25 protein-coding genes are annotated in these 24,694 nt (G+C 61.4%); 16 read left to right on the forward strand and 9 right to left on the reverse strand.

Translation table 11 applies throughout. From position 1 onward, the window contains the following. The first annotated feature begins 12 nt into the window (after nucleotides 1-12). From atpF to OSA81_09905, 8 genes are read left to right on the forward strand one after another with little or no spacing between them, the layout of a single operon-like run. On the forward strand, nucleotides 13-603 hold the full coding sequence (gene atpF / locus OSA81_09870) for a F0F1 ATP synthase subunit B (protein MDE0899313.1): 591 nt from the start codon (nucleotides 13-15) through the stop codon (nucleotides 601-603). After that, entirely contained in the window at nucleotides 600-1,172 is a 573-nt protein-coding gene (gene atpH / locus OSA81_09875) for an ATP synthase F1 subunit delta (protein ID MDE0899314.1), read from the forward strand. The genes atpF and atpH overlap by 4 nt, the downstream gene beginning before the upstream one ends. 30 nt (nucleotides 1,173-1,202) lie before the next feature. Beyond that, on the forward strand, nucleotides 1,203-2,768 hold the full coding sequence (gene atpA, locus OSA81_09880; GenBank protein MDE0899315.1) for a F0F1 ATP synthase subunit alpha: 1,566 nt from the start codon (nucleotides 1,203-1,205) through the stop codon (nucleotides 2,766-2,768). Nucleotides 2,769-2,806: 38 nt separating this feature from the next. Continuing rightward, nucleotides 2,807-3,667, forward strand: a complete 861-nt coding sequence (gene atpG, locus OSA81_09885; protein MDE0899316.1) for an ATP synthase F1 subunit gamma — start codon at nucleotides 2,807-2,809, stop codon at nucleotides 3,665-3,667. A 15-nt stretch (nucleotides 3,668-3,682) separates the two neighbouring features. After that, nucleotides 3,683-5,116 carry a F0F1 ATP synthase subunit beta gene (gene atpD / locus OSA81_09890; protein MDE0899317.1) on the forward strand — a complete coding sequence of 478 codons (1,434 nt, stop codon included), beginning with the start codon at nucleotides 3,683-3,685 and terminating at the stop codon, nucleotides 5,114-5,116. 3 nt (nucleotides 5,117-5,119) lie between these two features. Further along, complete coding sequence (locus OSA81_09895) at nucleotides 5,120-5,431, forward strand: F0F1 ATP synthase subunit epsilon (GenBank protein MDE0899318.1); 312 nt, start codon at nucleotides 5,120-5,122, stop codon at nucleotides 5,429-5,431. Between the two features lie 13 nt (nucleotides 5,432-5,444). Continuing rightward, a complete protein-coding gene (locus OSA81_09900) occupies nucleotides 5,445-5,852 on the forward strand; it encodes a hypothetical protein (GenBank protein ID MDE0899319.1) in 408 nt (135 codons plus the stop codon). Next, a complete protein-coding gene (locus OSA81_09905; protein ID MDE0899320.1) occupies nucleotides 5,849-6,667 on the forward strand; it encodes a PHP domain-containing protein in 819 nt (272 codons plus the stop codon). The genes OSA81_09900 and OSA81_09905 overlap by 4 nt, the downstream gene beginning before the upstream one ends. 41 nt (nucleotides 6,668-6,708) lie before the next feature. Here the strand turns inward: OSA81_09905 and thiE are convergent, their stop codons facing one another. The 4 genes from thiE to OSA81_09925 are packed head-to-tail and all read right to left on the reverse strand — an operon-like array spanning nucleotide 6,709 to nucleotide 9,336. Continuing rightward, a complete protein-coding gene (gene thiE / locus OSA81_09910) occupies nucleotides 6,709-7,347 on the reverse strand; it encodes a thiamine phosphate synthase (GenBank protein MDE0899321.1) in 639 nt (212 codons plus the stop codon). A 21-nt stretch (nucleotides 7,348-7,368) separates the two neighbouring features. After that, a complete protein-coding gene (gene mltG, locus OSA81_09915) occupies nucleotides 7,369-8,355 on the reverse strand; it encodes an endolytic transglycosylase MltG (GenBank protein ID MDE0899322.1) in 987 nt (328 codons plus the stop codon). Further along, entirely contained in the window at nucleotides 8,352-8,789 is a 438-nt protein-coding gene (gene ruvX, locus OSA81_09920) for a Holliday junction resolvase RuvX (GenBank protein MDE0899323.1), read from the reverse strand. Before ruvX ends, mltG begins: the two co-directional genes overlap by 4 nt. Before the next feature lie 4 nt (nucleotides 8,790-8,793). Continuing rightward, nucleotides 8,794-9,336 (reverse strand): 4-vinyl reductase, encoded by a 543-nt coding sequence (locus OSA81_09925; GenBank protein MDE0899324.1) that lies wholly within the window; start codon nucleotides 9,334-9,336, stop codon nucleotides 8,794-8,796. An 81-nt stretch (nucleotides 9,337-9,417) separates the two neighbouring features. Between OSA81_09925 and OSA81_09930 the strand changes: the two genes are divergently transcribed. Next, complete coding sequence (locus OSA81_09930; GenBank protein ID MDE0899325.1) at nucleotides 9,418-9,609, forward strand: YtxH domain-containing protein; 192 nt, start codon at nucleotides 9,418-9,420, stop codon at nucleotides 9,607-9,609. A 93-nt stretch (nucleotides 9,610-9,702) separates the two neighbouring features. Here the strand turns inward: OSA81_09930 and OSA81_09935 are convergent, their stop codons facing one another. Then, entirely contained in the window at nucleotides 9,703-11,910 is a 2,208-nt protein-coding gene (locus OSA81_09935) for a PBP1A family penicillin-binding protein (GenBank protein MDE0899326.1), read from the reverse strand. A gap of 241 nt (nucleotides 11,911-12,151) precedes the next feature. On the opposite strand from OSA81_09935, the gene OSA81_09940 reads away from it, so the two are divergent. The 4 genes from OSA81_09940 (at nucleotide 12,152) to OSA81_09955 (ending at nucleotide 18,363) form a co-directional block, all read left to right on the forward strand. Next, entirely contained in the window at nucleotides 12,152-13,351 is a 1,200-nt protein-coding gene (locus tag OSA81_09940) for a hypothetical protein (GenBank protein MDE0899327.1), read from the forward strand. A gap of 5 nt (nucleotides 13,352-13,356) precedes the next feature. Then, nucleotides 13,357-14,493, forward strand: coding sequence for a 3-dehydroquinate synthase (gene aroB, locus OSA81_09945; protein ID MDE0899328.1), 1,137 nt, complete (start codon nucleotides 13,357-13,359; stop codon nucleotides 14,491-14,493). Between the two features lie 65 nt (nucleotides 14,494-14,558). Beyond that, on the forward strand, nucleotides 14,559-16,160 hold the full coding sequence (locus tag OSA81_09950; GenBank protein MDE0899329.1) for a class I adenylate-forming enzyme family protein: 1,602 nt from the start codon (nucleotides 14,559-14,561) through the stop codon (nucleotides 16,158-16,160). 118 nt (nucleotides 16,161-16,278) lie between these two features. Next, nucleotides 16,279-18,363 carry an NYN domain-containing protein gene (locus OSA81_09955; protein ID MDE0899330.1) on the forward strand — a complete coding sequence of 695 codons (2,085 nt, stop codon included), beginning with the start codon at nucleotides 16,279-16,281 and terminating at the stop codon, nucleotides 18,361-18,363. Between the two features lie 131 nt (nucleotides 18,364-18,494). Here the strand turns inward: OSA81_09955 and OSA81_09960 are convergent, their stop codons facing one another. After that, nucleotides 18,495-18,698 carry a hypothetical protein gene (locus OSA81_09960; GenBank protein ID MDE0899331.1) on the reverse strand — a complete coding sequence of 68 codons (204 nt, stop codon included), beginning with the start codon at nucleotides 18,696-18,698 and terminating at the stop codon, nucleotides 18,495-18,497. A 166-nt stretch (nucleotides 18,699-18,864) separates the two neighbouring features. Between OSA81_09960 and OSA81_09965 the strand changes: the two genes are divergently transcribed. The 3 genes from OSA81_09965 (at nucleotide 18,865) to OSA81_09975 (ending at nucleotide 22,166) form a co-directional block, all read left to right on the forward strand. Further along, the gene (locus OSA81_09965; protein ID MDE0899332.1) at nucleotides 18,865-20,277 is read left to right on the forward strand and encodes a hypothetical protein; all 1,413 of its coding nucleotides are present in this window, start codon (nucleotides 18,865-18,867) and stop codon (nucleotides 20,275-20,277) included. 92 nt (nucleotides 20,278-20,369) lie between these two features. Continuing rightward, nucleotides 20,370-21,119 (forward strand): electron transfer flavoprotein subunit beta/FixA family protein, encoded by a 750-nt coding sequence (locus OSA81_09970; protein ID MDE0899333.1) that lies wholly within the window; start codon nucleotides 20,370-20,372, stop codon nucleotides 21,117-21,119. 57 nt (nucleotides 21,120-21,176) lie between these two features. Next, nucleotides 21,177-22,166 carry an electron transfer flavoprotein subunit alpha/FixB family protein gene (locus OSA81_09975; protein MDE0899334.1) on the forward strand — a complete coding sequence of 330 codons (990 nt, stop codon included), beginning with the start codon at nucleotides 21,177-21,179 and terminating at the stop codon, nucleotides 22,164-22,166. 45 nt (nucleotides 22,167-22,211) lie between these two features. On the opposite strand, the gene OSA81_09980 is transcribed toward OSA81_09975, so the two are convergent. Genes OSA81_09980 through OSA81_09990 form a run of 3 tightly spaced genes read right to left on the reverse strand, consistent with a single transcriptional unit; the run spans nucleotide 22,212 to nucleotide 24,689 of the window. Further along, nucleotides 22,212-22,667, reverse strand: a complete 456-nt coding sequence (locus OSA81_09980; GenBank protein MDE0899335.1) for a M23 family metallopeptidase — start codon at nucleotides 22,665-22,667, stop codon at nucleotides 22,212-22,214. A gap of 2 nt (nucleotides 22,668-22,669) precedes the next feature. Beyond that, on the reverse strand, nucleotides 22,670-23,980 hold the full coding sequence (locus tag OSA81_09985; GenBank protein MDE0899336.1) for a molybdopterin molybdotransferase MoeA: 1,311 nt from the start codon (nucleotides 23,978-23,980) through the stop codon (nucleotides 22,670-22,672). Between the two features lie 13 nt (nucleotides 23,981-23,993). After that, nucleotides 23,994-24,689 carry a hypothetical protein gene (locus OSA81_09990; GenBank protein MDE0899337.1) on the reverse strand — a complete coding sequence of 232 codons (696 nt, stop codon included), beginning with the start codon at nucleotides 24,687-24,689 and terminating at the stop codon, nucleotides 23,994-23,996. Nucleotides 24,690-24,694: the final 5 nt, after the last annotated feature.

Raw genomic sequence — 24,694 nt, forward strand, 5'->3', positions numbered from 1 at the left:
GTCATCATGAGAGTGAGTCGAGCTACAACGGCCATGCTCGCGCTGTCGGCTTCCGTGCCCCAGGTACTTTGGGCGCAGGGTGGCGGAGAGGGTGGAGGAGGTCTGTACGATATCAATACGGGTCTGAGCGCCTGGACGCTGGTCGTATTCGGCATCCTCGTGTTCATCCTCGGTAAGTACGCTTGGAAGCCGATCTTGGCGGCGGTCGAGGCCAGGGAGAAGGGCATTCAGGCTGCTCTGGATGGGGCTGCGGCCCGCAACAAAGAAGCGGCTGGATTGTTGGCCGAGCACAAGGAGCAGTTGGCGGACGCGCGTCGTCAGGCCAACGAGTTGATCGCGGAAGGCAAGGCTGTCGGCGAAACAGTGCGAAAGGACATCGAGGAAAAGGCACGTGCCGAAGCACAGAGCATCGTGGATCGGGCGCTTGCGGAGATCGAGCGCGAGCGGGATGCGGCACTCGATATTCTCCGAAAGGAATCCGTCGAACTCGCGCTTGCGGCGGCCTCACGCCTGATCCAGGAGAATTTTGATCAGGCGAAGGATCGCCAGCTCGTCGAGCGGTATCTGAGTGAGCTCGGGGCCGGTGGGCGAGTAGACACGTGAGAGATGAGACCGTAGCGAAGAATTACGCCGAGGCGCTCTTCGAGCTCGCGGGTCGTAATGATGCGCTGCAGGGGTATGGCGATGCGATTGAGACGATGGCCTCGTTTGTTGACAGGGATCCGAAGTTTCGGGTTTTCCTAGAGACACCCCGGATCGACGATGCCGACAAGAAAGAAGTCGTACGCAAAGCCTTTGGCGAAGCCTTGCCGAAGCATGTCGTGAACTTCGTTCTCGTAACGATCGACAAGCGCCGCCAGCGGTTGCTTCGCTCGATCGCGGCGCAGTACCACGCGCTTCTCGATGCCCACATGGGTCGAGCGCACGTTCAGGTGACAGTGGCTCGTCCGACCGATGATGCTACGAAGACGATGATCGCTGAGAAGATGTCGGCGATTCTCGGGATGGAAGCGATTCCCCATGTCCGGATTGATCCCGGCATTATCGGGGGACTCGTTGTTCGCACAGGAGACACGATTTACGACGGATCGATTCGCCGCCGCCTCGACGGAATGCGTCGACGGTTGCTTCAGGCTCCGCTGCCCGCCGCCGGCGGTGCAGCCGAAGCTTGATCGATTCATAACTCTTAGGACCACATAGAGATGGCCAACGACTCCCAGCTCCGCGCCAGCGAGATCAAGGACGTCCTTCTCAACGAGATTGAGCGCTACGAGGACGAGCTTCAGGCCGAGGAAATCGGCGAAGTCCTTGAGGTGAAGGATGGTATCGCTCGTATCTACGGACTCACGAAGGCGATGGCGTCGGAGATGCTCGAGATCACCTCGTCAACCTCCGGTGACACCGTTACCGCGCTCGCGTTGAACCTCGAAGAGGACAACATTGGCGCGGTCATCATGGGTGACTGGACGAGTCTCCATGAGGGCGACCAGGTCCGCCGGACGGGCCGCGTGCTCGATATCCCGGTCGGGCCGGGGTACCTAGGCCGAGTCGTCGACTCGCTGGGTGAGCCGCAGGATGGACACGGACCGATCGACGGAATCGACGGCTCGCGCCAGATCGACATCGTGGCGCCGGGCATCGTGAAGAGGCAGCCGGTCAGCCAGCCGATGCAGACGGGCATCAAGGCCATCGATTCGATGATCCCGGTTGGTCGTGGACAGCGCGAGCTGATCATCGGGGATCGCGGGACGGGCAAGACGGCCGTCGCGGTGGATGCGATCATCAACCAGAAGAACACTGACGTCATCTGCATCTACTGCGCGATCGGTCAGCGGGCCGGTAAGGTGCGTAGCGTGGTGGAGACGCTGCGTGAGCACGGGGCGATGGACTACACGATCGTCGTGACTTCGAACGCGTCCGATCCGGCGCCCATGCAGTACATCGCACCCTACGCAGCGACGGCGCTCGGTGAGTACTTCATGTGGCAAGGCAAGCATGTTCTCGTCGTCTACGACGATCTCTCGAAGCAGGCTCAGGCGTATCGTCAGTTGTCGCTGATTCTCCGCCGGCCTCCGGGACGTGAAGCGTATCCCGGTGACGTCTTCTATCTCCACTCCCGGCTATTGGAGCGCGCCGCCAAGCTCTCTGATGAGATGGGTGGCGGGTCGCTTACCGCCCTTCCGATCGTTGAGACGCAGGGTGGCGACGTGTCGGCGTATATCCCGACCAACGTCATTTCGATTACGGATGGTCAAATTTTCCTTGAGCCAGACTTGTTCAACTCAGGGGTCCGCCCAGCGGTCAACGTCGGAATTTCGGTGTCACGAGTTGGTGGTGCAGCCCAAATCAAGGGCATGAAGAAGGTCGCGGGACGCCTTCGTCTCGATTTGGCTCAGTACCGCGAGCTTGAAGCCTTTGCCCAGTTCGGCTCTGACTTGGATCCCATAACCCAGCGTCAGCTGGCCCGGGGTGCGCGGACCGTGGAGATGCTGAAGCAGCCGCAATACCAGCCGATGGCGGTGGAGAATCAGGTCGCGGTGATCTACGCAGTGACTAACGGTCTGCTCGATGACATCGAAGTGTTGAAGGTTCGTGATTGGGAGCGCGGCTTCCATGAGACCATGGGCGCGAAGCATCAGGACATCCTGGATGGCATCCGCACCGGTGGTCAGCTCACGGATGAGCTGACCAAGCAACTGGTCGCAGCGATCGAGGCGTTCAACGCTTCATTTATGGCTGAGCAGGAAGCTCTCATGACCTCGGCCTGACGCAGACCACTTCGACCAGATAAAGAGGGAGAGACGACGTGGCAGGCGACGCGGACGTAAAACGCCGGATCAAGTCAGTTGAGAACACTCGACAGATCACGCGCACTATGGAGCTTGTGGCGACTTCGAAGTTGAAGCGCGCGACGGACCGAGTGCATGCGGCGCGTCCTTATGCGGATGCGCTCCACGAGATCGTAGGGGGGCTGTACTCCCCGGAGCTGAGTGAAAAGTACCCGATCCTTCGCCGTCCGGACGAGGTGAAGCGGGCTGCAGTTCTGTTGCTCACTGCGAATCGCGGACTCTGCGGTGGGTTCAATTCGAACCTGATCAAGCAGGCCCGGAACGTCATGGACGACCTTCGGGGGCAGGGAATTGAGGTGGAGCTGCACATCGCTGGAAAGAAGGGCGTGGCGTACTTCCGTTTTCGTGGTGAAGAGATCACGACGGAGCGGATCGACGTCAGCGACCATCCGACGGTGGAAGATGCGGAACAGATTGTTGCCCCCGTACGAGATCGTTTCGAGAACGGTGACGTGGACGCGGTCTACCTCGTCAGTTCGAAATTTTACTCGGCGATGTCCACTCCGCCGTACACGCGTGATCTCCTGCCGATCACCGGTGAAGAAGGCGCGTCGTCAGCGGATGTCTATATCCTGTCGCCGAGTGGGGACATGATTCTGGAAAGGATTCTCCCAGCGTACATCCGCAACGCCGTCTACACGGCGCTGGTGGAGAACGCCGCCGGGGAGCAGGGCGCCCGGCGCGCGGCGATGAAAAGTGCAACCGATAACGCCGGTGATGTGCTTGAGCACCTCACTCGGTCCTACAACCGGGCCCGTCAGGCCCAGATCACGCAGGAGATCGCCGAGATTGTCGGCGGCTCCGCCGCCCTCGAGTAGGGATACAGGGACATCATGACTGATTCTACAGGAAAAGTCGTTCAGGTCATCGGTCCGGTACTCGACGTTGAGTTCGACGCCGCGCACCTGCCCGAGATCTATAACGCGCTCTCGCTCAAGACGACGAACGAGGCCGGTCAGGAAATCGAGGTGGTCGCCGAGGTGCAGCAGCACATCGGTCGAGGCCAGGTGCGTGCCGTCTCAATGTCGTCCACCGATGGTGTGACGCGCGGTATGGACGTCACCGATACCGGTGCCTCGATCTCGGTACCGGTCGGCGAGGCCGCACTCGGTCGAATCCTCAACGTGCTCGGTGAGCCGGTTGATGAGATGGGTCCGGTCGGAGGTGAGAATGCTGCCGAGGTCGAGCGTTGGCCGATCCATCGGATGGCGCCGAAGTTCGACCAACTTGAGCCGAAGACCGAGATCTTCGAGACGGGCATCAAGGTCGTGGACCTGTTAGCTCCCTACGTGAAGGGTGGAAAGACAGGTCTCTTCGGTGGTGCTGGTGTCGGAAAGACGGTCATCATCATGGAGCTCATCAACAACATCGCGATGGAGCACGGTGGGAAATCCGTGTTCTGTGGCGTTGGAGAGCGGACGCGTGAGGGCAACGACCTCTGGCTCGAAATGAAGGAGTCGGGCGTTCTCGAATCGACGGCTCTCGTTTACGGTCAGATGAATGAGCCTCCGGGAGCCCGCCTCCGGGTTGGACTCTCAGGCCTTACCATCGCTGAGTATTTCCGAGACGTTGAGGGCCAGGACGTGCTGCTCTTCGTCGACAACATCTTCCGCTTTACTCAGGCGGGTTCCGAGGTGTCGGCGCTGCTTGGCCGTATGCCATCTGCTGTGGGATACCAGCCGACGCTTGGTACCGAGATGGGTGAGCTGCAGGAGCGTATCACCTCGACCGCTTCAGGCTCAATCACATCGGTGCAGGCGATTTACGTTCCAGCCGATGACCTTACGGATCCGGCGCCGGCGACCGCGTTTACGCACCTCGATGCGCAGACCGTTCTGTCGCGAGCCATTTCGGAGCAGGGCATCTACCCGGCCGTTGATCCTCTCGATTCCAGCTCGCGGATCATGGATCCGCAGTTCGTGGGTGAGCGGCACTACAACGTTGCAACCCAGGTTCAGGCGATCCTTCAGCGCTACAAGGATCTTCAGGACATCATCGCAATTCTCGGAATGGACGAGCTGACCGAGGAAGACAAGATCATCGTCGGGCGGGCTCGTCGTATCGCTCGCTTCCTGTCGCAGCCGTTCTTCGTGGCGGAGCAGTTCACCGGTATTCCCGGCCAGTACGTGAAACTCGACGAGACCATCGAGTCCTTTGAACGTGTGGCAAACGGTGAGTTCGATCACCTCCCTGAGCAGGCCTTCTACATGCAGGGTGGTATCGAGGGTGTGATCGCAGCAGCCGAAAAGCTCGCGGCCGAGGGCTAGAACATGGCCTCGCTGAACGTGCGCGTCGTGTCGCCTGACCAGATCGTCTTCGAGGGCGAGGCGTCCGCGCTCGTTGCTCCTGCCTGGGACGGGCAGGTTGGCGTTCTTCCGGGGCATGCTCCGATGCTGACACTTATCGGATCCGGTGAACTAAGTGTCGATCGTCCCGGTGGCGGGACCGACACCTTCCATGTGGCCGGCGGGGTGCTCAAGGTCGAGCGGAATACCGTCACGCTCCTCACCGAATACGCTGGTGATGAGCCGGCTCCGGCGGAGCTGGCCGTTTCTGTGGCTGTGACCGAGGACACTGAGTAGAGGGGACGTCAGTGTGACAACCGACATTGCGATCACCGAGCGAGGGACCGTCGTCAGTTGCGGGGATTCACGGAATTTTGAGCGGACCCACGAAGCAATCGCTGCTCTCGCAGCTAGTAAGGGATTCTCAGAGGATCTTCCGACCGTATGGGATTTGTCTGCCGTTACCCCGGGAATCCTCTCAGCCGATCACATGCGAGCATTCTCTGCTCCCGTGTCCAGGGTTAGGGAGGGAACCGCTCGTCCACGCGTCGATGTGGTGGCGCTTCATGATGCGGTGTTCGGTGAAGTAAAAATGTTCACCGTCGTGAATGCTGACCGGATTCAGGCTGCACTTCCAGTCTGTCGCGACATCGAAGAGGCGAAGGTCGGGGCTTTCTCGCTGGATGACGGCGCCGGCGCGGACGCTAGCCACCAATGAAGCTCGACCTCCACATCCACACCACTGCCTCAGATGGATCGTGGTCTCCGGCTGCCATCGTCCACGCGGCGGTCGAGGGCGGCTTGGATGTCATCTCTATCACCGATCACGATACGACGGCTGCGGTCGCGTCTGCGCAGGAAGCGGCAGGCTCGGCCCGTCTGCAGGTGATCCCCGGCATCGAGGTGTCTTCGACGCATGTCGGGCGCGACATCCATGTCCTTGGGTATTTCGTGGATCCGGGATCTGACGCCATGCAGGGACATGCGGTTCGAGCTGGGCGCCGTCGAGAGAGTCGAATGAAGGAGATGATCGAGCGACTGGACGCCCAGGGCGTCCATGTGACCTTCGCCGATGTAGAGCGGGCAGCTGGCCCCGACCGCGTCGTCATTGGTCGCCCCCATCTGGCTAAAGCGCTGGTGGAGGCCGGGTACGCTTCATCGTCGCCGGAGACCTTTCGTACTCTGATAGGCGATAACAACGACGCCTTTGTGCCGATGCATCTCCTCGACCCGATGGAGGCGGTCGAGTTGATTTTGGCCTCGGGCGGTGTGCCGATCTGGGCCCATCCTCCGGGAGACATGGTGGATGGGCTGCTGCCACTGATGAAGGAAGCGGGGCTCAGGGGTCTGGAAGTCTACCGTCCGAGGACCAAGCGCACAGACCTGCTCAGGCTTGAATCGATCTGCAAATCGACCGGGCTCTTGATGAGTGGTGGATCGGACTGGCACAATCCGGACTATGGAACGGCCTTGGGCGACTTCCACGTGGACGCGAATGAGATCGAGGCGTTGCTGAGGGTGGGCGGGCTCTAGAAGCAGGGAAGTCCAGCCCCTTCCGTTAGTAGGTCCGCGCGTCAGCTGAAGGGTCGGAGTAATGCACGCACTGCCTCGCTCGGATCCGGGGCACCCATGACCGCCCTGATCACCGCGACCCCTGCGGCACCCGTCTCGTCAGCGATCTCTCTCGACCTGACCACTGTGACGCCGCCGATTCCGACGACGGGTACATCTACTGCCAGTATGACTTGTTCCAGTCGGTCGATTCCGATCGCCTCGCCCGCATCGGATTTGGTGGCGGTCCGATAAACGGTTCCACATCCGAGATAGTCGGCGCCCTCGGAGACGAGGCGGTGAGCCTCTTCGGGATCGTCCGTGGAGGTGCCGATGAGAAAGCGTTTCGGCACAATGGGTCGTATCGCCGCGACGGGAATATCGTCTGGCCCGACATGCACTCCGTCCGCACCGATGGCGAGCGCAACGTCTAGGCGGTCGTTGATGAAGAGCAGGGCCCCCGCTGCACGAGTGAGCGGGAGAAGAGCCCGACCGGTGGCAGCCAGTTCCCGAGCTGGCGCGGTTTTGTCACGTAGCTGAATCGAGGGTGCACCAGCGGAGACCGCCGCCTGCACGACGTCGAGGACGGTTCGTGGCTTCGCGATGTCAGCGTCGGTGATGACGATCAGCCGGAGACGGTCACGGAGATTAGCGGTCGTCATGCACCTGACGATGACCCGGTATCAGGCACCTTCTCTCGCCTTACGGGAGCTGGCTTTGGCGGCGTTGTGCTCAGCCAATGTAGCTGTGAAGACGTGCGATCCGTCCGGCCATGCGACAAAATACCAGAGATCATGCTCCTCAGGTGTGAGCGCAGCGTCGATGGCAAGTTCGCCTGGCTGGGCGATGGGTCCGGGAGGCAGCCCAGGCTGGGTGTAGGTGTTGTACGGGTTGTCCGCGACCGAGTCGATGGCCGCGTAGAGCAGCCGAGCCCGATATCCGCCGAGCGCGTAAATTACAGTGGGGTCAGCCTGGAGCAGCCAATGTTCGCGGATCCGGTTTGCATACACGCCCGCAATTCTGGGCATCTCCGAGACCTGCCTCGCCTCAGTCTGGACGATAGACGCCAAAGTGATCACGTCTCTTTCGTTGCGGTCTCCCAGAGCTTCGCGTCGTGCCGGGGTCCAAACCGCCTTATACCGATCAACCATCGCCCCGACCACGGCGTCCAGCGGGACGCCGCGCGCGAAACGATACGTATCAGGGAAGAGGTAGCCTTCGACCGTGGGTCCAGGCACGCCAAACCGCTGGGCGAGGGCCGGGTCACGGAGCGCCGCGACAATCTCTGTTTCGGAGTCGCCCGTGAGCTCCGCGAGCGTGGGGACCATCTGCCAGATGGCGAGCCCTTCGGCGAAGGTGACCGCAATCGTCTCTACCCCACCCCGTGTGAGCTGCCGCAGTGCTGATCGGACAGAACTTCCGGTCTCCATTATGTATGTGCCGGCCTTCAGGTCACGATCTGCGCCCAGGACGCGGGCGTAGAGGTGAAAGCGTTTCGCACTCCCGATCACATGGTGATCTTCAAGGATCCGGGCCACGCGCGGTGAACCGGCTCCTAGTGGGATCTCGACGGTGACAGGGGTGCTCGGCCGTTGTTCGACAAAAAAGACTGTGGCCATCGCAACGATCGCGACCGCGGTCGCCAGCCGAACCCTGCTGCCGATTCTCACCGGGCGATGCCTGGGTTGTCGAGCCAAGCCTGGAGGATCAGCTGTGCAGCGACCGCGTCGACACGCCCCTTCTGCTCCCGGACGTTCTTGGGAAGATCCATACTACGGATGGCTCGCTCTGCCCGGACCGAGGTCATACGCTCGTCCACATATGCCACGGGGACACCGAGCCGCTCACCCAGAGTATCCCCCACTCGCCGGACTTCTGCGCACCAATCGTTCTCCGCGCCGCTCAGTCCGAGGGGCAGCCCGACGATGACATGCCCGACGTTGTGTGCTCGTCCGATTTCCGCCATCCGAGAGATCGGGGCGCGCTTCCCAGTTCGGCGTACCAGCGTCTCGAGTGGCGTGGCTAACGTATTCGTTGGATCACTCACCGCGACGCCTACTCTCTTCTCACCGAAGTCCACACTCATCGCCCGGGAACCGCTCAAGGGATCAGAGAGCCTCGAGGGCGGCGTTCAAGTCCTCGCCCTCGAGAAGGTGTCCGTGGAGGTTGTGGATCGCCGTCTCAGAGCCGAACGCGAAACCACAGGAGCCATCACCTCGGGTTCGACATTTGACCTCGAGCACCGCAATCGGGCCTCCTGTGAGCTGTGAGAGAAGGCCGGAGAGAAATCCTGTACTGAAACTACAGGACCCATCAGACGTGACATTATCGGGAGAAGCTTCGGCCCAGTCGGAGGAGCCCAGAAGCCCGATCCCTGGGTGCGGGTCGCTGCGTGTCAGCGTGCCCCAGCCGCGCTTGGAGAAGTAGTCGGTGAGGTTGGACCAAAAGCCGCTCACACTGAGGTTGAAAGCGTGGCCTCCCGCCTCCTGATTTACGTTCCCTGCCGCCGCGAGGCCTGCCTGGTACCCTGCGTGGTGGAGGGCACGGACAGTTTCGAGCGCGCCGGCCGCCTTCGCCAATTCGGTGCGTAGCGAGTCGAAGACAGAGACCGGTATCGCGATCTCGCGGGGTCCTCCACCGTTTCTGCTCATCGGGTCTCCTCGTGCATGTTCTCTTGGGGCGTGGCATGGCTAATATAAACAACAAAGTGCGACCATCGCTGGAGGCACAACATGAATTCCGATCAGGAAGGTCTGGTCGTCAGTTTCGCATTGGGCATCGTGCTCGGTGCGATCATCGGCACGGGAGTGGGGTTGCTTGCTTCGCCTCAGTCGGGGAAGCTTCCCCGACTGACGGTTACTCGTCGGGCCAGACGAGTCCAGGCGGCGGCATCGGGCAGTCTCGACCACCTCGCCCCGACCTGAAGGCGAAGATCGACGACGCCGTCTCCGGGGATCAAGAACGGGTCGGGTAAAAAGCGACTCAGCTCCTCGACCGTTCGTGCCCAAAGATGTGGCCTAGTTCCTGCTGCCCCGTACTCGCGGGAATCGGAAGCGTCGGTTCGATCGATCGCACAGATCGGTGGGCTCCGTACCGGGGATGTAGTACTCCATGTACTGGTCCTCCTCCGGGCACCAGCGCGAAGCCAGCTGCCCTGTCTTTCGATCCACGAGAAGGGCGTTGAGTCCCTCCGGCATGGGCCACTCTTCCGGGATGGCGAGAAGGGGCAGTGCCTCTTCCACACCATTCTCTTCATCGGCCTCCACACCAGCGTAAACGCGACGCATGAATGCCCCCCAGACGGGGGCAGCCAGCGCACCACCGGTTGCCACAGTGCGGCTATCCAGGTCAAAGATTGGCCTAGGGTTATCCATGCCGAACCACAGCGTGGCCAGCAGGTTGGGAGTAAACCCGGAGAACCACACGTCCGTGCCATCGTTCGTCGTCCCGGTCTTGCCCGCAGCCGGCACGGAGTAAGGAAGGCCAGCGCGAACTCGAACCGCGGTCCATGCTGTTCCGCGGCGGACGACGTCCTGAAGCATGTCGACCACGATGCGTGTCGGAAGGCTGTCGAGGACCACGGTCCGCTCAGGCTGAGGTTCCCAGACCACTCTGCCCGCATCGTCCTCTACGCGCAGAATCGGGAACGGACGGACTTTGGTCCCCATGTTGGGAAAGGCCGAATACGCTTCTGCGAGCTGGAGCGGAATCACCTCTGCGGCTCCGATCGTCGTCGAGGGATATCGCTCGATCTGTGTACGGATTCCCATGCGCTGAGCCGTCTGAGCGACCGTCTCGATTCCGACTTCCTCCCAGCCGAGCTTGATCGCGATCATGTTCGTCGAGGTGTACAGCCCTTCGCGAATCGTCATGGGCCCCTTGAACTCGTTTCCGAAGTTGGAGGGGCGCCAGTCCTCGCCTTGCAGCTGCGGATAGACGACCGCGTTGTCTTCAAGGACGTACGATGCCGGAATGCCGGTGTTGATCGCGGACGTATAAACGAATGGCTTGAAGGCAGACCCCGCCTGACGTTGAGCCAGACGTGCGCGGTCGAACTTCGACTGCTGGTAGTCGCGTCCGCCGATCATCGCTTTCACATGTCCCGTCTCGGGATCGAGAGCAATGAATGCACCTTGCAGGTACGGGGTCGAGCCAGGGAACTCGGCAACGGTGTCGAAGTCGGCGAAGATCGGGTGCTTGAACCGATCGTCCGTTTCGATGTCATTCCATCCGACCTCCATCGCCGCCCTCGCCGCCGACTGCACCTCAAAGTCGAGCGTGGTATAGACGCGGAAGCCACCGCTGTAGATCTCCGACCCGAAGCGGTCGTCCAGAATTTGTCGGACCCACTCCTCGAAGTACGGGGCGATCCGTGTGACATCGCTCTCAGGCTCCGATTCGGGGAGAGGGAAGGCCTTCCACCGCGTGGCTTCGGCGCTCGTCAGGTACCCCTCAGTCGTCATGCGATCGAGAACGAGGTTCCTGCGAGCCTTGGCCCGGTCGGGATATCTGAACGGATCGTAGCGTGCCGGGACATTGAGAATGGCGGTGAGGAGCGCGGCTTCAGCCACGTTCATGTCCATGGCGTCCTTCCCGAGGTACCCGCGCGCCGCATTCTGGAAGCCGTACCCACGGCCCATGTAGATCTCGTTGAGGTACGCTTCGAGGATCTGATCCTTCGTGTAGGACGCCTCCAGTTCAAGGGCGACTTGGACCTCCTTGAGCTTTCGCACGTACCGACGGTCGAACCCGATCTCATCGAACATGTTTCGGGCGAGCTGCTGGGTGATCGTGCTCCCACCACCCTGCTCCCGACGGAATGTCAGAACACCGAGGATGGCCCTCGTGATGCCGATGGGATCAAAGCCCCGATGCTCGTAGAACCGTTTGTCCTCAGTGGCGACGATGGCCTGCGCCACGTAGTCGGGCAGGGCCTCAATGGACATCGGCGTCCGCCGCTCGAATCCGATTTCAGCTATCTGTTGGCCATCGTGCGTGAGGACCTTGCTCATCTGCTCATGCTGGAAGGTCCTAATCTGTGCGATCGACGGACACTCGTTTCCGGCACAGAGGTTCTGCCAGGCCCCCCACGAGCCCCCGAGTCCAAGGGCGGCGATGAAGGTCGCCCCGAGGAGAAACTCCGTCGGATACCAATAGCGGGAGAGTTTGGCGGCGATGCCTGCTTTGCCACCGTTCTTCGATCTGGGTTTTGCGCGTGCCATCATGGTCAGGGGATCTCTCGGGCCTCGATTAGGAGCATGACTCAAATGATTGCAATTCGAGTGCCATGCCCCGTAACAGAAGGAAGCTAGCCTTCTAGCGGGGCGAGCCTCAAGCATATTCGCCACGGCTCCAAGACAGACGTGTACCTCTACCTATCTGCCTTGACCAGCGTCACCGCTCCGACCAAGCTCTGCTGTCACTCCGCGCTCACGCCTCGCCTTGCTGATGAAGCCGATTCGTCAATTGTCGACTGCACTGATCTGCCTCGCCGCACTCGCTGCGGGGTGCGGCGCTCAGGCAGGATCAGAGCTCGTCGTATCGTCTGACCGGGAGCTTCGCAGGCTCGCGGCCGAAGTCCTTCCAGATATTGCCGAACGCTCGGGTATGGAGCTCAAGGTACCGGTCCGGCTCGAAGTTCGGACGCGCGACGAACTCGAGCGATACCTCGAGTTCAAACTTGATGAGGAATTGCCGCCCGAGGAGGCTCAGGCGAGGGTCGACGTTTATGCAATGCTGGGGCTGCTTGACCCCGATACAGATCTGCGGGCGCTCCTGCTCGGGCTGTACGGCGAACAGGTCGCCGGTTTCTACGAGCCTGATTCGACCGCCTTTTTCGTCATCGAGGGTCAGTCGGTAGCGACTCTGCGGCCGCTACTCGTGCATGAGCTCGTGCATGCGGTTCAGGATCAGTCCGTCGATCTGAGAGCACTCAGCGACTCTGACCTGGGGAACGACCGGGCGACGGCTGCAATGGCGGCCATCGAGGGACATGCGACGCTGGTGATGTTCGAGTATCTCGCGGAGCAGATGGCGGGTACACCACTCGACCTAGCCACGGTATCAGATTTTGCCGCTCAGATACGACCGGCGCTTGAGGCCACGGCACAATTCCCGGCGCTGGCGAGTGCGCCGAGGATCATTCGGGAGTCGTTGCTTTTTCCCTATGTCGAGGGTGCGATTTTCGCTCATGGTCTGTGGAGCGAGACGGACCGAGTGGTTCCTTTCGGTGACGCGATGCCGCTGTCCACTGAACAGGTGTTCGATCCGGCCGCGGCATCTCCGGTTGAGCTCGCTGTTGAGGTGTCCGGGGCCACGCAAGTGCTGACGGATGTCCTCGGGAGCCTCGAGTTGGGGATTCTCATCGAGGACGTGCTTGGCGTCGCGAAGGGAGCCGGAGGTCGTGCGGGGGGCATGGCTGATGGGTGGGACGGCGATCGGTTTGTTCTGGTGGACGTCGCCGGCGAGGGGCGCGCGCTCTCGTTTGTCACGCTCTGGGACAGTGAGAAAGCTCGAGACGCGTTCTCTAATCGTGTCGAGGTGCGAGGCGAGCACTTCGGAGCAGTGCCTCGAGTGGAACGGACGAGCATCGAGGGACACCCCGCATCGATCCTGAGCGTGGGGCCTGACTTCTCGGCTCACTTCACCCTCGCGGCATCGCGATAGATCTGATGTCAAAGGCCCTGCCGAATGAACTTGGTCGAGTTATGGTCACCAGTGGGGCTGGTGACTATCCGGTGATTGTCGGCCCGGGTACGACCTCAGGACTTCCAAGCCTACTTCTCTCGCTCGCCGCCCCCCACCGTGTCGCGATGATCACGGACAGTCACGTTGGGCCTCTTTATGCTGATGCACTGGCCGCGACATGTCGGGCGGAGAGCTTGGACGTTGAGGTGTTCCAGTTCGAAGCGGGCGAGGCTTCAAAGACAAGGAAGACCTGGGCAACCTTGACTGATCAGATGCTCGAAGCGGGCATGGGTCGAGATACTGTGGTGGTTTCGGTCGGTGGTGGGGTGTCGACGGATCTCGCGGGCTTTGTGGCCGCAACATTTCTCCGCGGGGTGCCGGTAGTGCAGGTGCCAACGAGCTATCTGGCGATGATCGACGCCTCGGTCGGAGGCAAGACTGGAGTGGATGTGCGGGCCGGTAAGAATCTGGTCGGTGCGTTCCACCCCCCCTTGGCAGTCGTGATCGATACCACCTTGCTCGAGACCCTTCCCGTCGCGGAGCGTGCACAGGGGCTGGTTGAGGCACTGAAGCACGGGGCGATCAGAGACGAGTCCTACTTCGACGCTCTGATTGGCGACCTCGGTGCGCTGCTTGCGGCGGAGCCGATCCGGGCAGCAGAGGTCGTGCTGTCTTCCGTGCGGATCAAAGCGGAGATCGTTGGGCAGGACGAACGGGAGAGCGGAGTCCGCCAGATCTTGAATTTTGGACATACGATTGGACATGCGATGGAGGCGGCCTCCAGCTATGTCCTCGGCCACGGTGCTGCCGTTGCCATGGGCATGAAGGGGGAGGCGGCTGTCGGAGAGGCTCTGGGGGTCACCCAGGCCGGGACACGCCGTCGCCTGGACGACGCCCTCGCCCCGCTTCTCAATGTTGCAGGAGAAGATCCGCGGTGGATCGCGTCGACGCTGGACGTCGATTCTGTGATGAGTTTTCTCTGCAAAGACAAGAAGGCTCGCGCAGGGAGGCCTCGGTTTGTGCTACTGGAGCAGATTGGTACCGTCGCGGCGGGCAAGAGATGGACGCATGCAATTCCGAGTGATCTCGTGCAGGACTCGGTTCTCGGAGCAACACAGTGACCGGTCTTTCATTGTAGTGCGATCATCTATAATAGTCTCGCAGACCTCACCCCTTCGGAGGTGCAATGGCGCTCACCGAACAGGTTGACGGTTCCACCATAGCGTCGGTTCTCGCGACACGTGCGACGACCGATTCGGGTCGTCCCTATCTGCTATTCGACGAGGACCTTTACAGCTACGGGGCCGTAGACACGCACGCCGAAGCGCTCGCGGCTGGTCTGGCGGGTCTCGGAGTGGAACCGGGGGACCGTATCGCTCTCGTACTGCCGTCCTGCCCGGAGTTCGTGATCTCGATGTTCGCGGCGGCGAAGCTCGGGGCGGTCGTCGTACCCTTGAACCCTCGGCTTGCGACGCCGGACTTGCAGTACATGCTTCGCCATTCGGAGGCCGTGTGCGCGGTCATCATCGAACAGGATCGAGGGACCGATTTCCTCCATCTGTTCGAAGAGATCATGCCGCAACTCCCGGACCTGCGTTACCTCGTGACGGTTGGCGCAGAAGAGCTCTGGTACGACGAGACCATCTATCAGTTCGAGGACCTCCTCTCTGCAGGTGCCGGTCGGGATTTTCCCGCTCCGGAGACAGAGCCAGGGGACTGCTTCGCGCTTCTGTATACTTCGGGTACGAGCGGAAAACCCAAGGGTGTGGAGTTGAGTCACGCAAACCTTCTCGCCGTGGCTGCGGGAACGGCGGAAGCTATCGGTCTCGAAGAGACGGACCGAGTCATTGGTATCTCCGGACTCTTCCACGTGTTTGGGCTTTCGCAGGGGGTGCTGGGGAGTGCGTTGGTCGGTGCCTCGGTCGTGCTTCTCGACGACGCGGGAGCTGGCGAAGTTCTCGATGCGGCGGAGAAATACAAGGCCACCGTTCAATACGGGATTCCGACGTTGTTCTTATCGCAACTGTCGTTGCTTGCTGAGACTGCGCGGGCTACCGATTCGCTCCGTCTGGCGGTCGTCGCGGGTGCACCCGTAAGTGATGAGTTGATGGCCGATCTGTCCGACCGTTTCGGTGCTACGGTGCTGGCCGGCTACTCGGTTACAGAGACGGCATCAACGGTAAGTGTCTCGGTCCCCAGTGATTCACCCCAACAGCGCCGCTTTACCGTCGGACGACCGATCTCTGGCACCATGGTCCGGATCGTAGAAGCGGCCACGGAAGGCGACGTAGAGCTTCCGGTGGAGAGTGTGGGTGAGATCCGAGTGAGGGGGCCGGGCGTTATGTTGGGCTACTATCGACAGCCAAATCAGACCGCCGAATCCTTTGACGCCAATGGCTTTTTCTGTACGGGGGACCTCGGCCTGGTGGATGAGGATGGGTTCCTCCATTTGGTAGGCCGTACGCGGGACGTTATCATTCGCTCTGGTTTCAACGTGTACCCCCGGGAAGTCGAGTCTCGAATTGAGTCTCACCCGGCGGTTCAGGAAGTAGCAGCGATCGGCGTGGCCGATGAGTTGCTTGGTGAAGCCATCTGTGCCTGCATCGTCCCTGTCGAAGGTGCGATCGTCACGGATCACGAGATCGTAGACTGGTGCCGCGAAACACTCGCGGACGACAAGGTCCCCGATATCGTCCGATTCGTCGACGAACTACCTCGGACTGACACGGGTCAGGTACGGCGGGTCGAACTCGCCCGAGCCGTTCATTCGGAAGGGCAATCGACCTGACGGGAAAGCAGCGCCCGCTGTGGGCGTTCCCGAAGGCTTCCCCGACCTCTGTCGCGATCCAACGACGTGGTTGAGGTGGGGAGGCCTCGCATCAGAACAATTCAGTAAGCGAGACAAAATGAACGTGCCGTACACACGCGCCCCTCACCAGGGAATCGGCGGACACTCAGGTCACGACGCGACGCACGCAGCCCTCCTCATCGACTTCGATAACGTAACGCTGGGCATGCGTAGTGAGCTTTCAAAAGAGCTTAAGAGTCTCCTCGATTCCGACGTCATCAAAGGCAAGGTGAGCGTACAGCGCGCCTATGCCGACTGGCGTCGCTATCCCCAGTACATCGTGCCCCTCTCCGAGGCGTCGGTCGATTTAATTTTCGCGCCGGCCTATGGGAGCAACAAGAAGAATGCGACCGATATCCGCATGGCGATCGACGCGCTTGAACTCGTATTCATACGTCCGGAGATCGGCACATACATCTTGCTTACAGGAGACGCGGACTTTTCGAGCCTCGTCCTGAAGCTCAAGGAATACGGGAAGTACGTAATCGGAGTGGGCATTCAGGAATCAAGTTCCGACATCCTCGTCCAGAACTGCGACGAGTACTACTCTTACACCAGCCTCACCGGCCTCACGAAGACGACTGAGCTGAACAATCGCGAAGGGCGGGATCCCTGGCTTCTGGCCAAGGACGCGGTCGCGAAAATGGTCCAGCGTGGTGACGTGATGCGATCCGACCGGCTCAAGCAGGTCATGCAGGAGCTCGATCCGACGTTCGACGAAGGAGCCATCGGCTTCTCAAAGTTCAGCAAATTTCTCGCGGAAGGGTCGTCGCGTGGCGTGGTGAACCTTCGAAAGCTCGAGAACGGGCAGTATGAGGTTGAGCCAGGAAAGAGTTCGAGTAGTGACCGCCCGGAAGAGGGGCGGAGCCGCGCGAGTCGCAGTCGAGGCGGCCGTAGCCGTGGTGGACGGGGGCGTGGAAGCCGTAGCGATCGCGGGCAGGAGCGCACCGACTCAGTTGGCGCGACGGAGACGTCGTCGAGTCCGGAGGACGTCGATCCATTGCGCGCTGCGTACGACGTTCTTAGTCAGGCTCTCTCGACTCTCCGTGAAGCTGGCCGGGATCCGGTTCGGGACTCTGATGTGAAAAGGAAAATCCTCGAACGTGACCGCTCCTTCGATGAGACGGAGCTCGGCTTTGCGAAGTTCAGTAAATTTCTTGAGCAGGCGTTGCAAGATGGAGTGGTAACCCTGACAAAGACGGAAGCGGGAAATCACGACGTGTCGTTGGCGGAGGGAGTCACCGCTGACTCTCCGACGTCAGGGGTAGCTGCACCTGCTGTCGAGACACAGGCTCCGGTCACGACGACCGCAGTAGAGAGCCCGGCCGAGGTTGCCGCACCGGCAGCTCCGCCCAAGTCGGAAGAAAAAGAGACCAAACGAGGCCTGTTCGGCTTCCTGGGAGCTCGGCGGGGATCCACAAGCCGCCGTGGCGGTAAAGATGGGTCATCGCTCTTTGGGCTCGGGAACATCGTTTCTTCGTCTTCTGGCGAGCCGACGCCAAAGCGTTTTGCGGACGACCGTCCGTCCAATCCGCGATCGGGTGGTACCGGAGTGGCCGCTACTGAGATGAACGAGCCTGACGAGTCCGGCGAGACCGACTATGACGAGCCGGATCTGCGGATTGATTCGGCAGTCGTCGACTACGGAGACAACGACGAAGAACCGGACGAGGTAGTGGCAGCGCCGCCGACCCGGTCTTCAGGGCCTCGGAAATCAGGCTCTGCTACCTCCAGTCAGTCGCCAGCCGTGTCCGCTGCGCCCACGTCGGAGTCGCCAGCGGTGTCGTCCACTCAGGAAGCGCCCTCCGGTTCTGCTCCGTCTGAGAGCGTAGAGGGGCTGGGCTTGCCGTCCGACCCCGGAGCGATAGTTCGCTACCTCACGCATCGGTACAAGGGCGTTGGCGAGAAGACTGCCGAGACGCTGGTGGAGACTCTGGGCGCTGACATTTTCCGAACCATGCAGGAAGATCCGGACCGCATCGGAACCATCGTGCCTCCGGGACGTGCGGAGCAGGTCCTCGAGGCCTGGAAGTCTGACTTCGAGCGCAGGTCTGGAGCCAAGACCAGTGGGTCGAGTGGGTCTGAGTCCGGCACTGGTGGACGTTCCGGCGGTGGGCGGGGACGCGGAAGAGGTCGCAGCTGACCCGACCGTAGTACCCCCCTGTCGCCGCACCAATCGACCTTCCTGACGGCCAGGGATTTTCTCAAGCACGTTTTACTGTCAGCCCGTGGCGATGGTCGCACGCGCGCTTCTTGGCTCATGTCTTGTTTGGCTTATAGAGGGCCGGTTGCGCACTTGGGGTCATCGTCGAGGTTGATGGCTTCGGTCAGACCGTTCTGCATCAGGGCCTTCTTCCAGTCGAGGGCATCGATATGATGACTCGACGGCGGCAGGGCGGCCTCGATAGCTGCCGATCCGGGTAGACTGGTCCAGGCGTTGGAGATTTCCGACGATTTGTATGTACATGATCGATCCACCCCACCCCTCCTGTTGGTCCCCGGGTGGGCGGTCGAAGACGACCGTGTGGGCGTGTCTGCAAAGATAGAAATCAGTGTAGCGGCGGATCGGCTCCATCGGTTCTATGTTCGAGGCACCGACGGGGTGTCGAGACACCCCGCGTGAACCGCTCTGGAGTGAAGATGCATGAGTGACCCGACCTGGATTTCGGTCCTGCCCCCGATTCTCGCGATCGGTCTCGCGATCTGGACTCGGCAGGTCTATCTCTCGCTCGCGGGGGGACTCTGGTTTGCGTGGACGATTCTTGAGGGATGGAATCCGCTGACCGGAGTTTCTTCGGCGCTTGAAGGTGCCGTCGCAGTGTTTGCGGACCCGGGTGATACTCGCGTGATCATGTTCACGCTCGTTATCGGCGCCCTGATCGCGACCGTTCAGGCCTCGGGGGGCGTGCAGGGATTCGTCCACCAGCTCGAAGAGCGGAAATGGGTTGACTCTTCGAAACGGTCCCAGCTGCTTGCATGGATCGTGGGCGTCGGAATCTTCATCGAGTCGAATATTACTGTGCTGGTAGCAGGTACTGTCGCTCGCCCGCTTTGTGACCGATACAAGTGCTCGCGGGAAAAATTGGCGTACATCATCGACTCTACTTCGGCACCGATCTGCGTTCTGATTCCGCTCAACGCATGGGGGGCTTACAACCTCCAAATCCTCGAGGGACTTGGCGTCGAGAATGCGCTTGGCGTCTTCATCCAGTCTATTTTCTTCAATTTCTACGCATTCGCTGCCGTACTGCTCGCCCTCCTGGTGGTTCTGTTCGGCATCGACATCGGGCCCATGAAGAAGGCTGAAGAGCGAACCCGTAACGGGCAGGTTCTCTGGCCGGGTGCTATGCCCATGATCGATGAGGAAGTGCTTTCCACAGCACCGGACCCGAGTATCGAGCCTCGGGCGAAGAACATGATTCTGCCCATTCTGGCCATGGTCCTGTTCATGCCGGTCGCCCTCCTCATCACGGGTTCGGGCGACATCCGAGAAGGCTCCGGATCGACGAGTGTGCTCTGGTCTGTTGGTGTTGGTCTCGTCCTGTCCTGGATCATGCTCAAGGCGCAGGGAATTTTCACTGTGGAAGAGCTGGTCAAGCTCGCGCTCAAGGGTGCCGGTGCCCTCGTGCCGTTGGCTCTCATTCTGTTGCTTGCGCTGGCCCTGGGTGATGTCATCCAGATGCTTGGCACCGGCGTCTATGTCGCGCAGGTCACGGCGGGGACCATGCCCAACTTCGTTTACCTGCCGCTGATCTTCCTGGTTTCTGGCGGGATCGCTTTTTCGACCGGGACGAGCTGGGGCACGTTCGCCATCATGCTGCCGATCGCGGTGCCGGCGGCCATGACTCTCGGGCTGCCTCTAGCGCCGTTCGTGGCGGCTTCGCTCGCGGGTGGCGTGTTCGGAGACCACTGCTCTCCGATCTCAGACACGACGATCATCTCCTCGATGGCAGCAGCGACGGATCACATCAGCCATGTCCGCACGCAAATCCCCTACGCACTCATCTGCGGAGGGATTGCCACCGTCGCGTTCGCGATCCTCGGAGCGACCCTCTAGACAAGCGCTCGAAAACAGCGTTTCGATTCACTATATTGGGGGCGGTGCGGCCCTGGCCGCCGTGAGAAAACACCGTACGTGGAGCGAGTCAGTTGAACGTCATCGTGTGTGTAAAGCGCGTCCCAGACACTGAGGCGCGCATCCGTGTCGACAGTTCCGGGATTGCCATCGACAAGGCGGGTATCAAGTATGACTTGAGCCCGTACGATGCCTTCGCGGTAGAGGCCGCTCTTCGTGTCAAAGAGGCCGCCGGCGAAGGCGAGGTCACCTTGCTCACGCTCGGTGATTCGTCGACGCAAGAGACGCTTAGAAAAGGACTCGCAATGGGAGCAGACCGGGCGATCCTCCTTACTGGCGAGGTCAGCCTGGACGGTCTCGCGACGGCAAAGGCTTTGGCAGCAGAGCTGGACGGATCCGATGCCCCACTCTTCCTGTTCGGGATTAAGGCGGCCGACTACGATCAATCACAGGTTGGACCTATGGTCGCTACACTCGCGGGTCGTCCGTGCGTCACGGGTGTGTCCGGCTTCGATGTCGAGGCTGGGAGGGTGGTTTGCCGGAGAGAGGTCGAGGGCGGTAGTGAAACCGTCCACGTCGACCTCCCCGCGGTGCTTTGCATGACTAAGGGCCCGAACCAACCACGCCTTGCGGCGCTCAAGGGAATCATGGCAGCCAAGAAGAAGCCACTGGACGAAAAACCAGCTGTCTCCGGAGTGGCCCGAGTGCGTCTGGTCGCGCTGACGGAGCCGCCGGCGCGCGAGCCGGGCAGGATCGTCGGAGAGGGTGCCGACGCAGTTGCTGAACTCGTTCGCCTGCTTCGTGAAGAAGCAAACGCGATCTGAACCCGCTGTTCGATCGCTAGCCCCATCCCATCTGGAATTCTTACGGAGTAGTCAGACATGGCGAATGTACTCGCCTTTGCAGAGCAGCGAGACGGTCAAGTTGGTTCAGCAGCTCGCGAGGCCGTCGGCGTCGCGGCCCAGCTCGCCGAATCACTAGGCGGCAAAGCTCACGCTTTGGTACTTGGGGGCTCGGGGTTATCCGCCTCGGCTGCAGCGCTTGGTGAGGTAGGTGCCGCTGCGGTCGCCGTGGGCGAACATGACGACCTGAGCGATTACAACCCCGAGGGTTATGTCAATCTGGTCGTCGATCACGTAAGGGCGGGCGACTACGGTGCGGTCATTTTTGGGGCGACCACTCTGGGCAAGGATCTGGCACCTCGGGTCGCGGCTCGACTCGACGTGCCAATGGCGTCCGACGTGACCGGAGTTGAGGCGTCAGGCGGCACGCTTTCTGTGACGCGCCCAGTCTTCTCTGGGAAGGCGTTCGCGACACTGGAAATCGATGCCACGCCTGCGGTCGTCACGGTGCGTCCGAATGTGTTTCAAGCGGCGGTGCGACCCGCGGCTGGTGAAGTGTCGACTTTCACGCCCGAGGTCGACGCGTCGACGTGGAGAGTCCGGGTTGTAGAACGTGACAGCGCCAGCGGCGGGCAGGTCGACGTTTTGGAAGCCTCGGTGATTGTGTCCGGTGGCCGAGGCATGAAAGACCCCGAGAACTGGGGTCTACTCGAAGAACTTCGCGATGCGATAGGGTCAGATGTAGCGCTCGGTGCCTCTCGTGCTGTGGTCGACGCCGGATGGCGTCCGCACCGCGAACAGGTCGGACAGACCGGGAAGACGGTCGCGCCGAAACTCTATTTCGCAGTGGGTATTTCCGGAGCGATTCAGCATCTTGCGGGCATGAGGACGGCCAAGACAATCGTCGCGATCAATCGTGATGCTGATGCGCCGATCTTCAGCGTTGCAGACTATGGAATCGTTGGAGACCTCTTTGACATCGTTCCCAAGTTGGCCGAGGAAATCGCCGCGCTGCGGGCTTCAGACTAAGAGATCTTCGCCGCGATGACTTGATGTCACCACGGCTACCAGATCTCACCCGTCCTGCGCCCCGGGTTTTCCACCGAGGACGGGTATCGGGTCGACAGGGCGCCCCCAGCGCCATACCTCGAAGTGGAGATGGGGGGCTGTAACGTCACCCGTGGCGCCGCTGAGTCCGATAGGATCACCCGCGCTCAGGCGCTGCCCGTCGGCGACTTGAATGACGGAGAGGTGCGCATACACCGATTCAATGCCTCCGGCATGGTCGATCCACACGACGTTGCCGAAGCCTCGCATGGCACCCGCGAAACGCACCGTGCCGTCGGCCATCGCCTCGACGAGTGTGCCCGTCGCGACGTTCAGGTCCACTCCTCGATGAATGTCTGGCCGGGCACCCATGAATCGTAGGCCGAATCCTGAGGTGAGAGACGCGTCGACCGGCCAGCGCGGGAGGTGACACCCTGTCGCCCCGACGACCAACGCGCACGCGAGCAGGGTGCGCGTCCGCATCCCTAGCCGATCATGAACGGAACTGCTGCCGGCCCTGAATCGAGCAGCATCACCTCGACGATCTCGCCCGGCTCGATGCTTCCACGATCTGGTGGTACGATCGCCAGACCGTCGGCCGCAGCGAGACCTCGGACCAACCCGGAGACCTGCGGGCCGGTCAGCGAGGCCGTCAGCTCTCCACCCTCGACCCCGAGGGATACTCGCTGGAAGTAGGTCAGGGATGCGGGAGTATCGAGGCGTTCGGTCGTGCGGCAGGGCACTCGCCTGCGTTCCACTCTAGCATGGCCCGCCAGACGCAGCAGGTAGGGTCGAACGAAGACCTCGAACGTCACGAAGGCTGACGAAGGATTACCCGGAAGGCTGAACACCGCCTGCCGGTGATCGCGGTGGTCGAGCCAGCCGAAGCTGATCGGGCTGCCTGGGCGCATCTTCACCCGCCAGAAGTCCTGGATGAAGCCGCGGGTGTCGAGCACCCGTTTCACGAGATCAGCTTCGCCCATGGAAGCGCCACCGATCGTGATCAGAACGTCAGAGTCACGGCCCCGTTCGATCGCATTCTCAATGGAAGCCGGTTCGTCCACGGCGATGCCGAGGTCTAAGGGGATCGCCCCGAGCGCCTCAACTAGCGCCTGGACCATTGGGCCGTTCGACTCGGGAACGCCCTGGCCTTTGCGCACGTCGTCGTATTGATCTGCACGCCGCAACTCGTCTCCCGTGGAAAGTACGGCTACGGTGGGTACACCGTGGAGTTGAGCGCGTACCCGGCCGGCGGCCGCCAGAACCCCCATCGTCCCGGGTGTGATCGTGTGCCCCGGTGAGAAGAGGAGGTCGCCCGAACGCATATCCTGTCCGGCGCCGCGTACGTGACGTCCGCTGTCTCTCGAGCTGTTGATCGATACTACGCCCGGGGCTGCCTCCGCATCGGTGTCTTCTACTCGGACCACCGTGTCTGCGCCGTCCGGCACGGGTGCACCCGTCATGATCCGCATGGCGCTAGCGGGTTGTAAGGTGCGAGGCGCTCCGTCGCCTGCCCGAATGACATCGGTAACAGGCAACTGAGTAGGGTTTTCGGGCGTCGCCTCGGCTATGTCTGCGGAGCGGACGGCGTAGCCGTCCATGGCGCTGTTGTCCCATGGCGGCAGCGTCGCTTCGGCCACGATGTCCTCAGCGAGGGCACGCCCCAACGCTTGCCGAAGTTCGACTGGCTCTGCCGGATGAGGACGTGCGGCAGCCATGATCCGACGCCGAGCGGCGTCAACGTCGAGCCAGTCCGCGACACGGGCTTCGAAGTCTGAGCCGCCGGGAGAGCTCACAGTTGTCTCGGCCTCACCACCGGTAGAGCAATCCGATCGAAAGCTGATTCCCTTGGAGCCACTCCCCGTCTGCCACACCTAGGAAGTCCCGGTCCGGGTCAGCATAGCCGGGTGGCGTATCGGCCTTCCAGAGCGAGAAATTCCACTCTGGTCGAATCACGATCCTATCCGTGAGAAACCACCGAGTCCCAAGACCGAGTGTCCCGAAGAAACTCGTCCCGAAATCGAATTGATCTTCGGGCAGCAGTATCTGATCCAGAGCATTCTCGCTGGACGCATCCAGAGCGATTCCGCCTCCGGCCGTGAAGTATGGCGCCAGCCGGTGCCACGTGCGACGTCCGGTGAAGGTGAAGCGGATGCGTGCATCGATTGTGACGATCGATGCATCTGCCTGGCCGATCAAGCGGTCACCTTCGGTCCGACCGGGGTCAATGACGTCGCGCTCACTCTTGATGAGCCCGACGGCCCCACCGAACGAGAGCGGTCCGGAAAGCTCGAGCGCGTACTGCGCGCCCGTGACGGGTCCTCCGCTGGGTGCATACCCGAAGCGCCCAGCACCGGAATTCATCACTCCGCCGTAGACCCCGACCTCGGACCCACGTTCGATGTAGGCGAAGGGGGAGGGTATGGATTGTGCATCAGCCAGAGCTGGAGACAGGAGTCCCAGGGCCGTGAGCGCGATGCCGAAGTTGATCGTGGAAAGCCGCATGGAGG

It is taken from the genome of Longimicrobiales bacterium (genome assembly GCA_028823235.1).
Classification (GTDB): Bacteria; Gemmatimonadota; Gemmatimonadetes; order Longimicrobiales; family Gaopeijiaceae; genus UBA2589.

Excerpts from the sequence above, each read along its gene's own strand:
- OSA81_09950 (MDE0899329.1), top strand. The coding sequence starts at position 14,559 with ATGGCGCTCACCGAACAGGTTGACGGTTCCACCATAGCGTCGGTTCTC.
- OSA81_09895 (MDE0899318.1), top strand. The coding sequence starts at position 5,120 with ATGGCCTCGCTGAACGTGCGCGTCGTGTCGCCTGACCAGATCGTCTTC.
- atpD (MDE0899317.1), top strand. The coding sequence starts at position 3,683 with ATGACTGATTCTACAGGAAAAGTCGTTCAGGTCATCGGTCCGGTACTC.
- atpA (MDE0899315.1), top strand. The coding sequence starts at position 1,203 with ATGGCCAACGACTCCCAGCTCCGCGCCAGCGAGATCAAGGACGTCCTT.
- aroB (MDE0899328.1), top strand. The coding sequence starts at position 13,357 with ATGTCAAAGGCCCTGCCGAATGAACTTGGTCGAGTTATGGTCACCAGT.
- OSA81_09965 (MDE0899332.1), top strand. The coding sequence starts at position 18,865 with ATGAGTGACCCGACCTGGATTTCGGTCCTGCCCCCGATTCTCGCGATC.
- OSA81_09975 (MDE0899334.1), top strand. The coding sequence starts at position 21,177 with ATGGCGAATGTACTCGCCTTTGCAGAGCAGCGAGACGGTCAAGTTGGT.
- thiE (MDE0899321.1), bottom strand. The coding sequence starts at position 7,347 with ATGACGACCGCTAATCTCCGTGACCGTCTCCGGCTGATCGTCATCACC.
- OSA81_09935 (MDE0899326.1), bottom strand. The coding sequence starts at position 11,910 with ATGATGGCACGCGCAAAACCCAGATCGAAGAACGGTGGCAAAGCAGGC.
- OSA81_09930 (MDE0899325.1), top strand. The coding sequence starts at position 9,418 with ATGAATTCCGATCAGGAAGGTCTGGTCGTCAGTTTCGCATTGGGCATC.
- OSA81_09925 (MDE0899324.1), bottom strand. The coding sequence starts at position 9,336 with ATGAGCAGAAACGGTGGAGGACCCCGCGAGATCGCGATACCGGTCTCT.
- OSA81_09990 (MDE0899337.1), bottom strand. The coding sequence starts at position 24,689 with ATGCGGCTTTCCACGATCAACTTCGGCATCGCGCTCACGGCCCTGGGA.
- OSA81_09905 (MDE0899320.1), top strand. The coding sequence starts at position 5,849 with ATGAAGCTCGACCTCCACATCCACACCACTGCCTCAGATGGATCGTGG.
- OSA81_09980 (MDE0899335.1), bottom strand. The coding sequence starts at position 22,667 with ATGCGGACGCGCACCCTGCTCGCGTGCGCGTTGGTCGTCGGGGCGACA.
- OSA81_09955 (MDE0899330.1), top strand. The coding sequence starts at position 16,279 with ATGAACGTGCCGTACACACGCGCCCCTCACCAGGGAATCGGCGGACAC.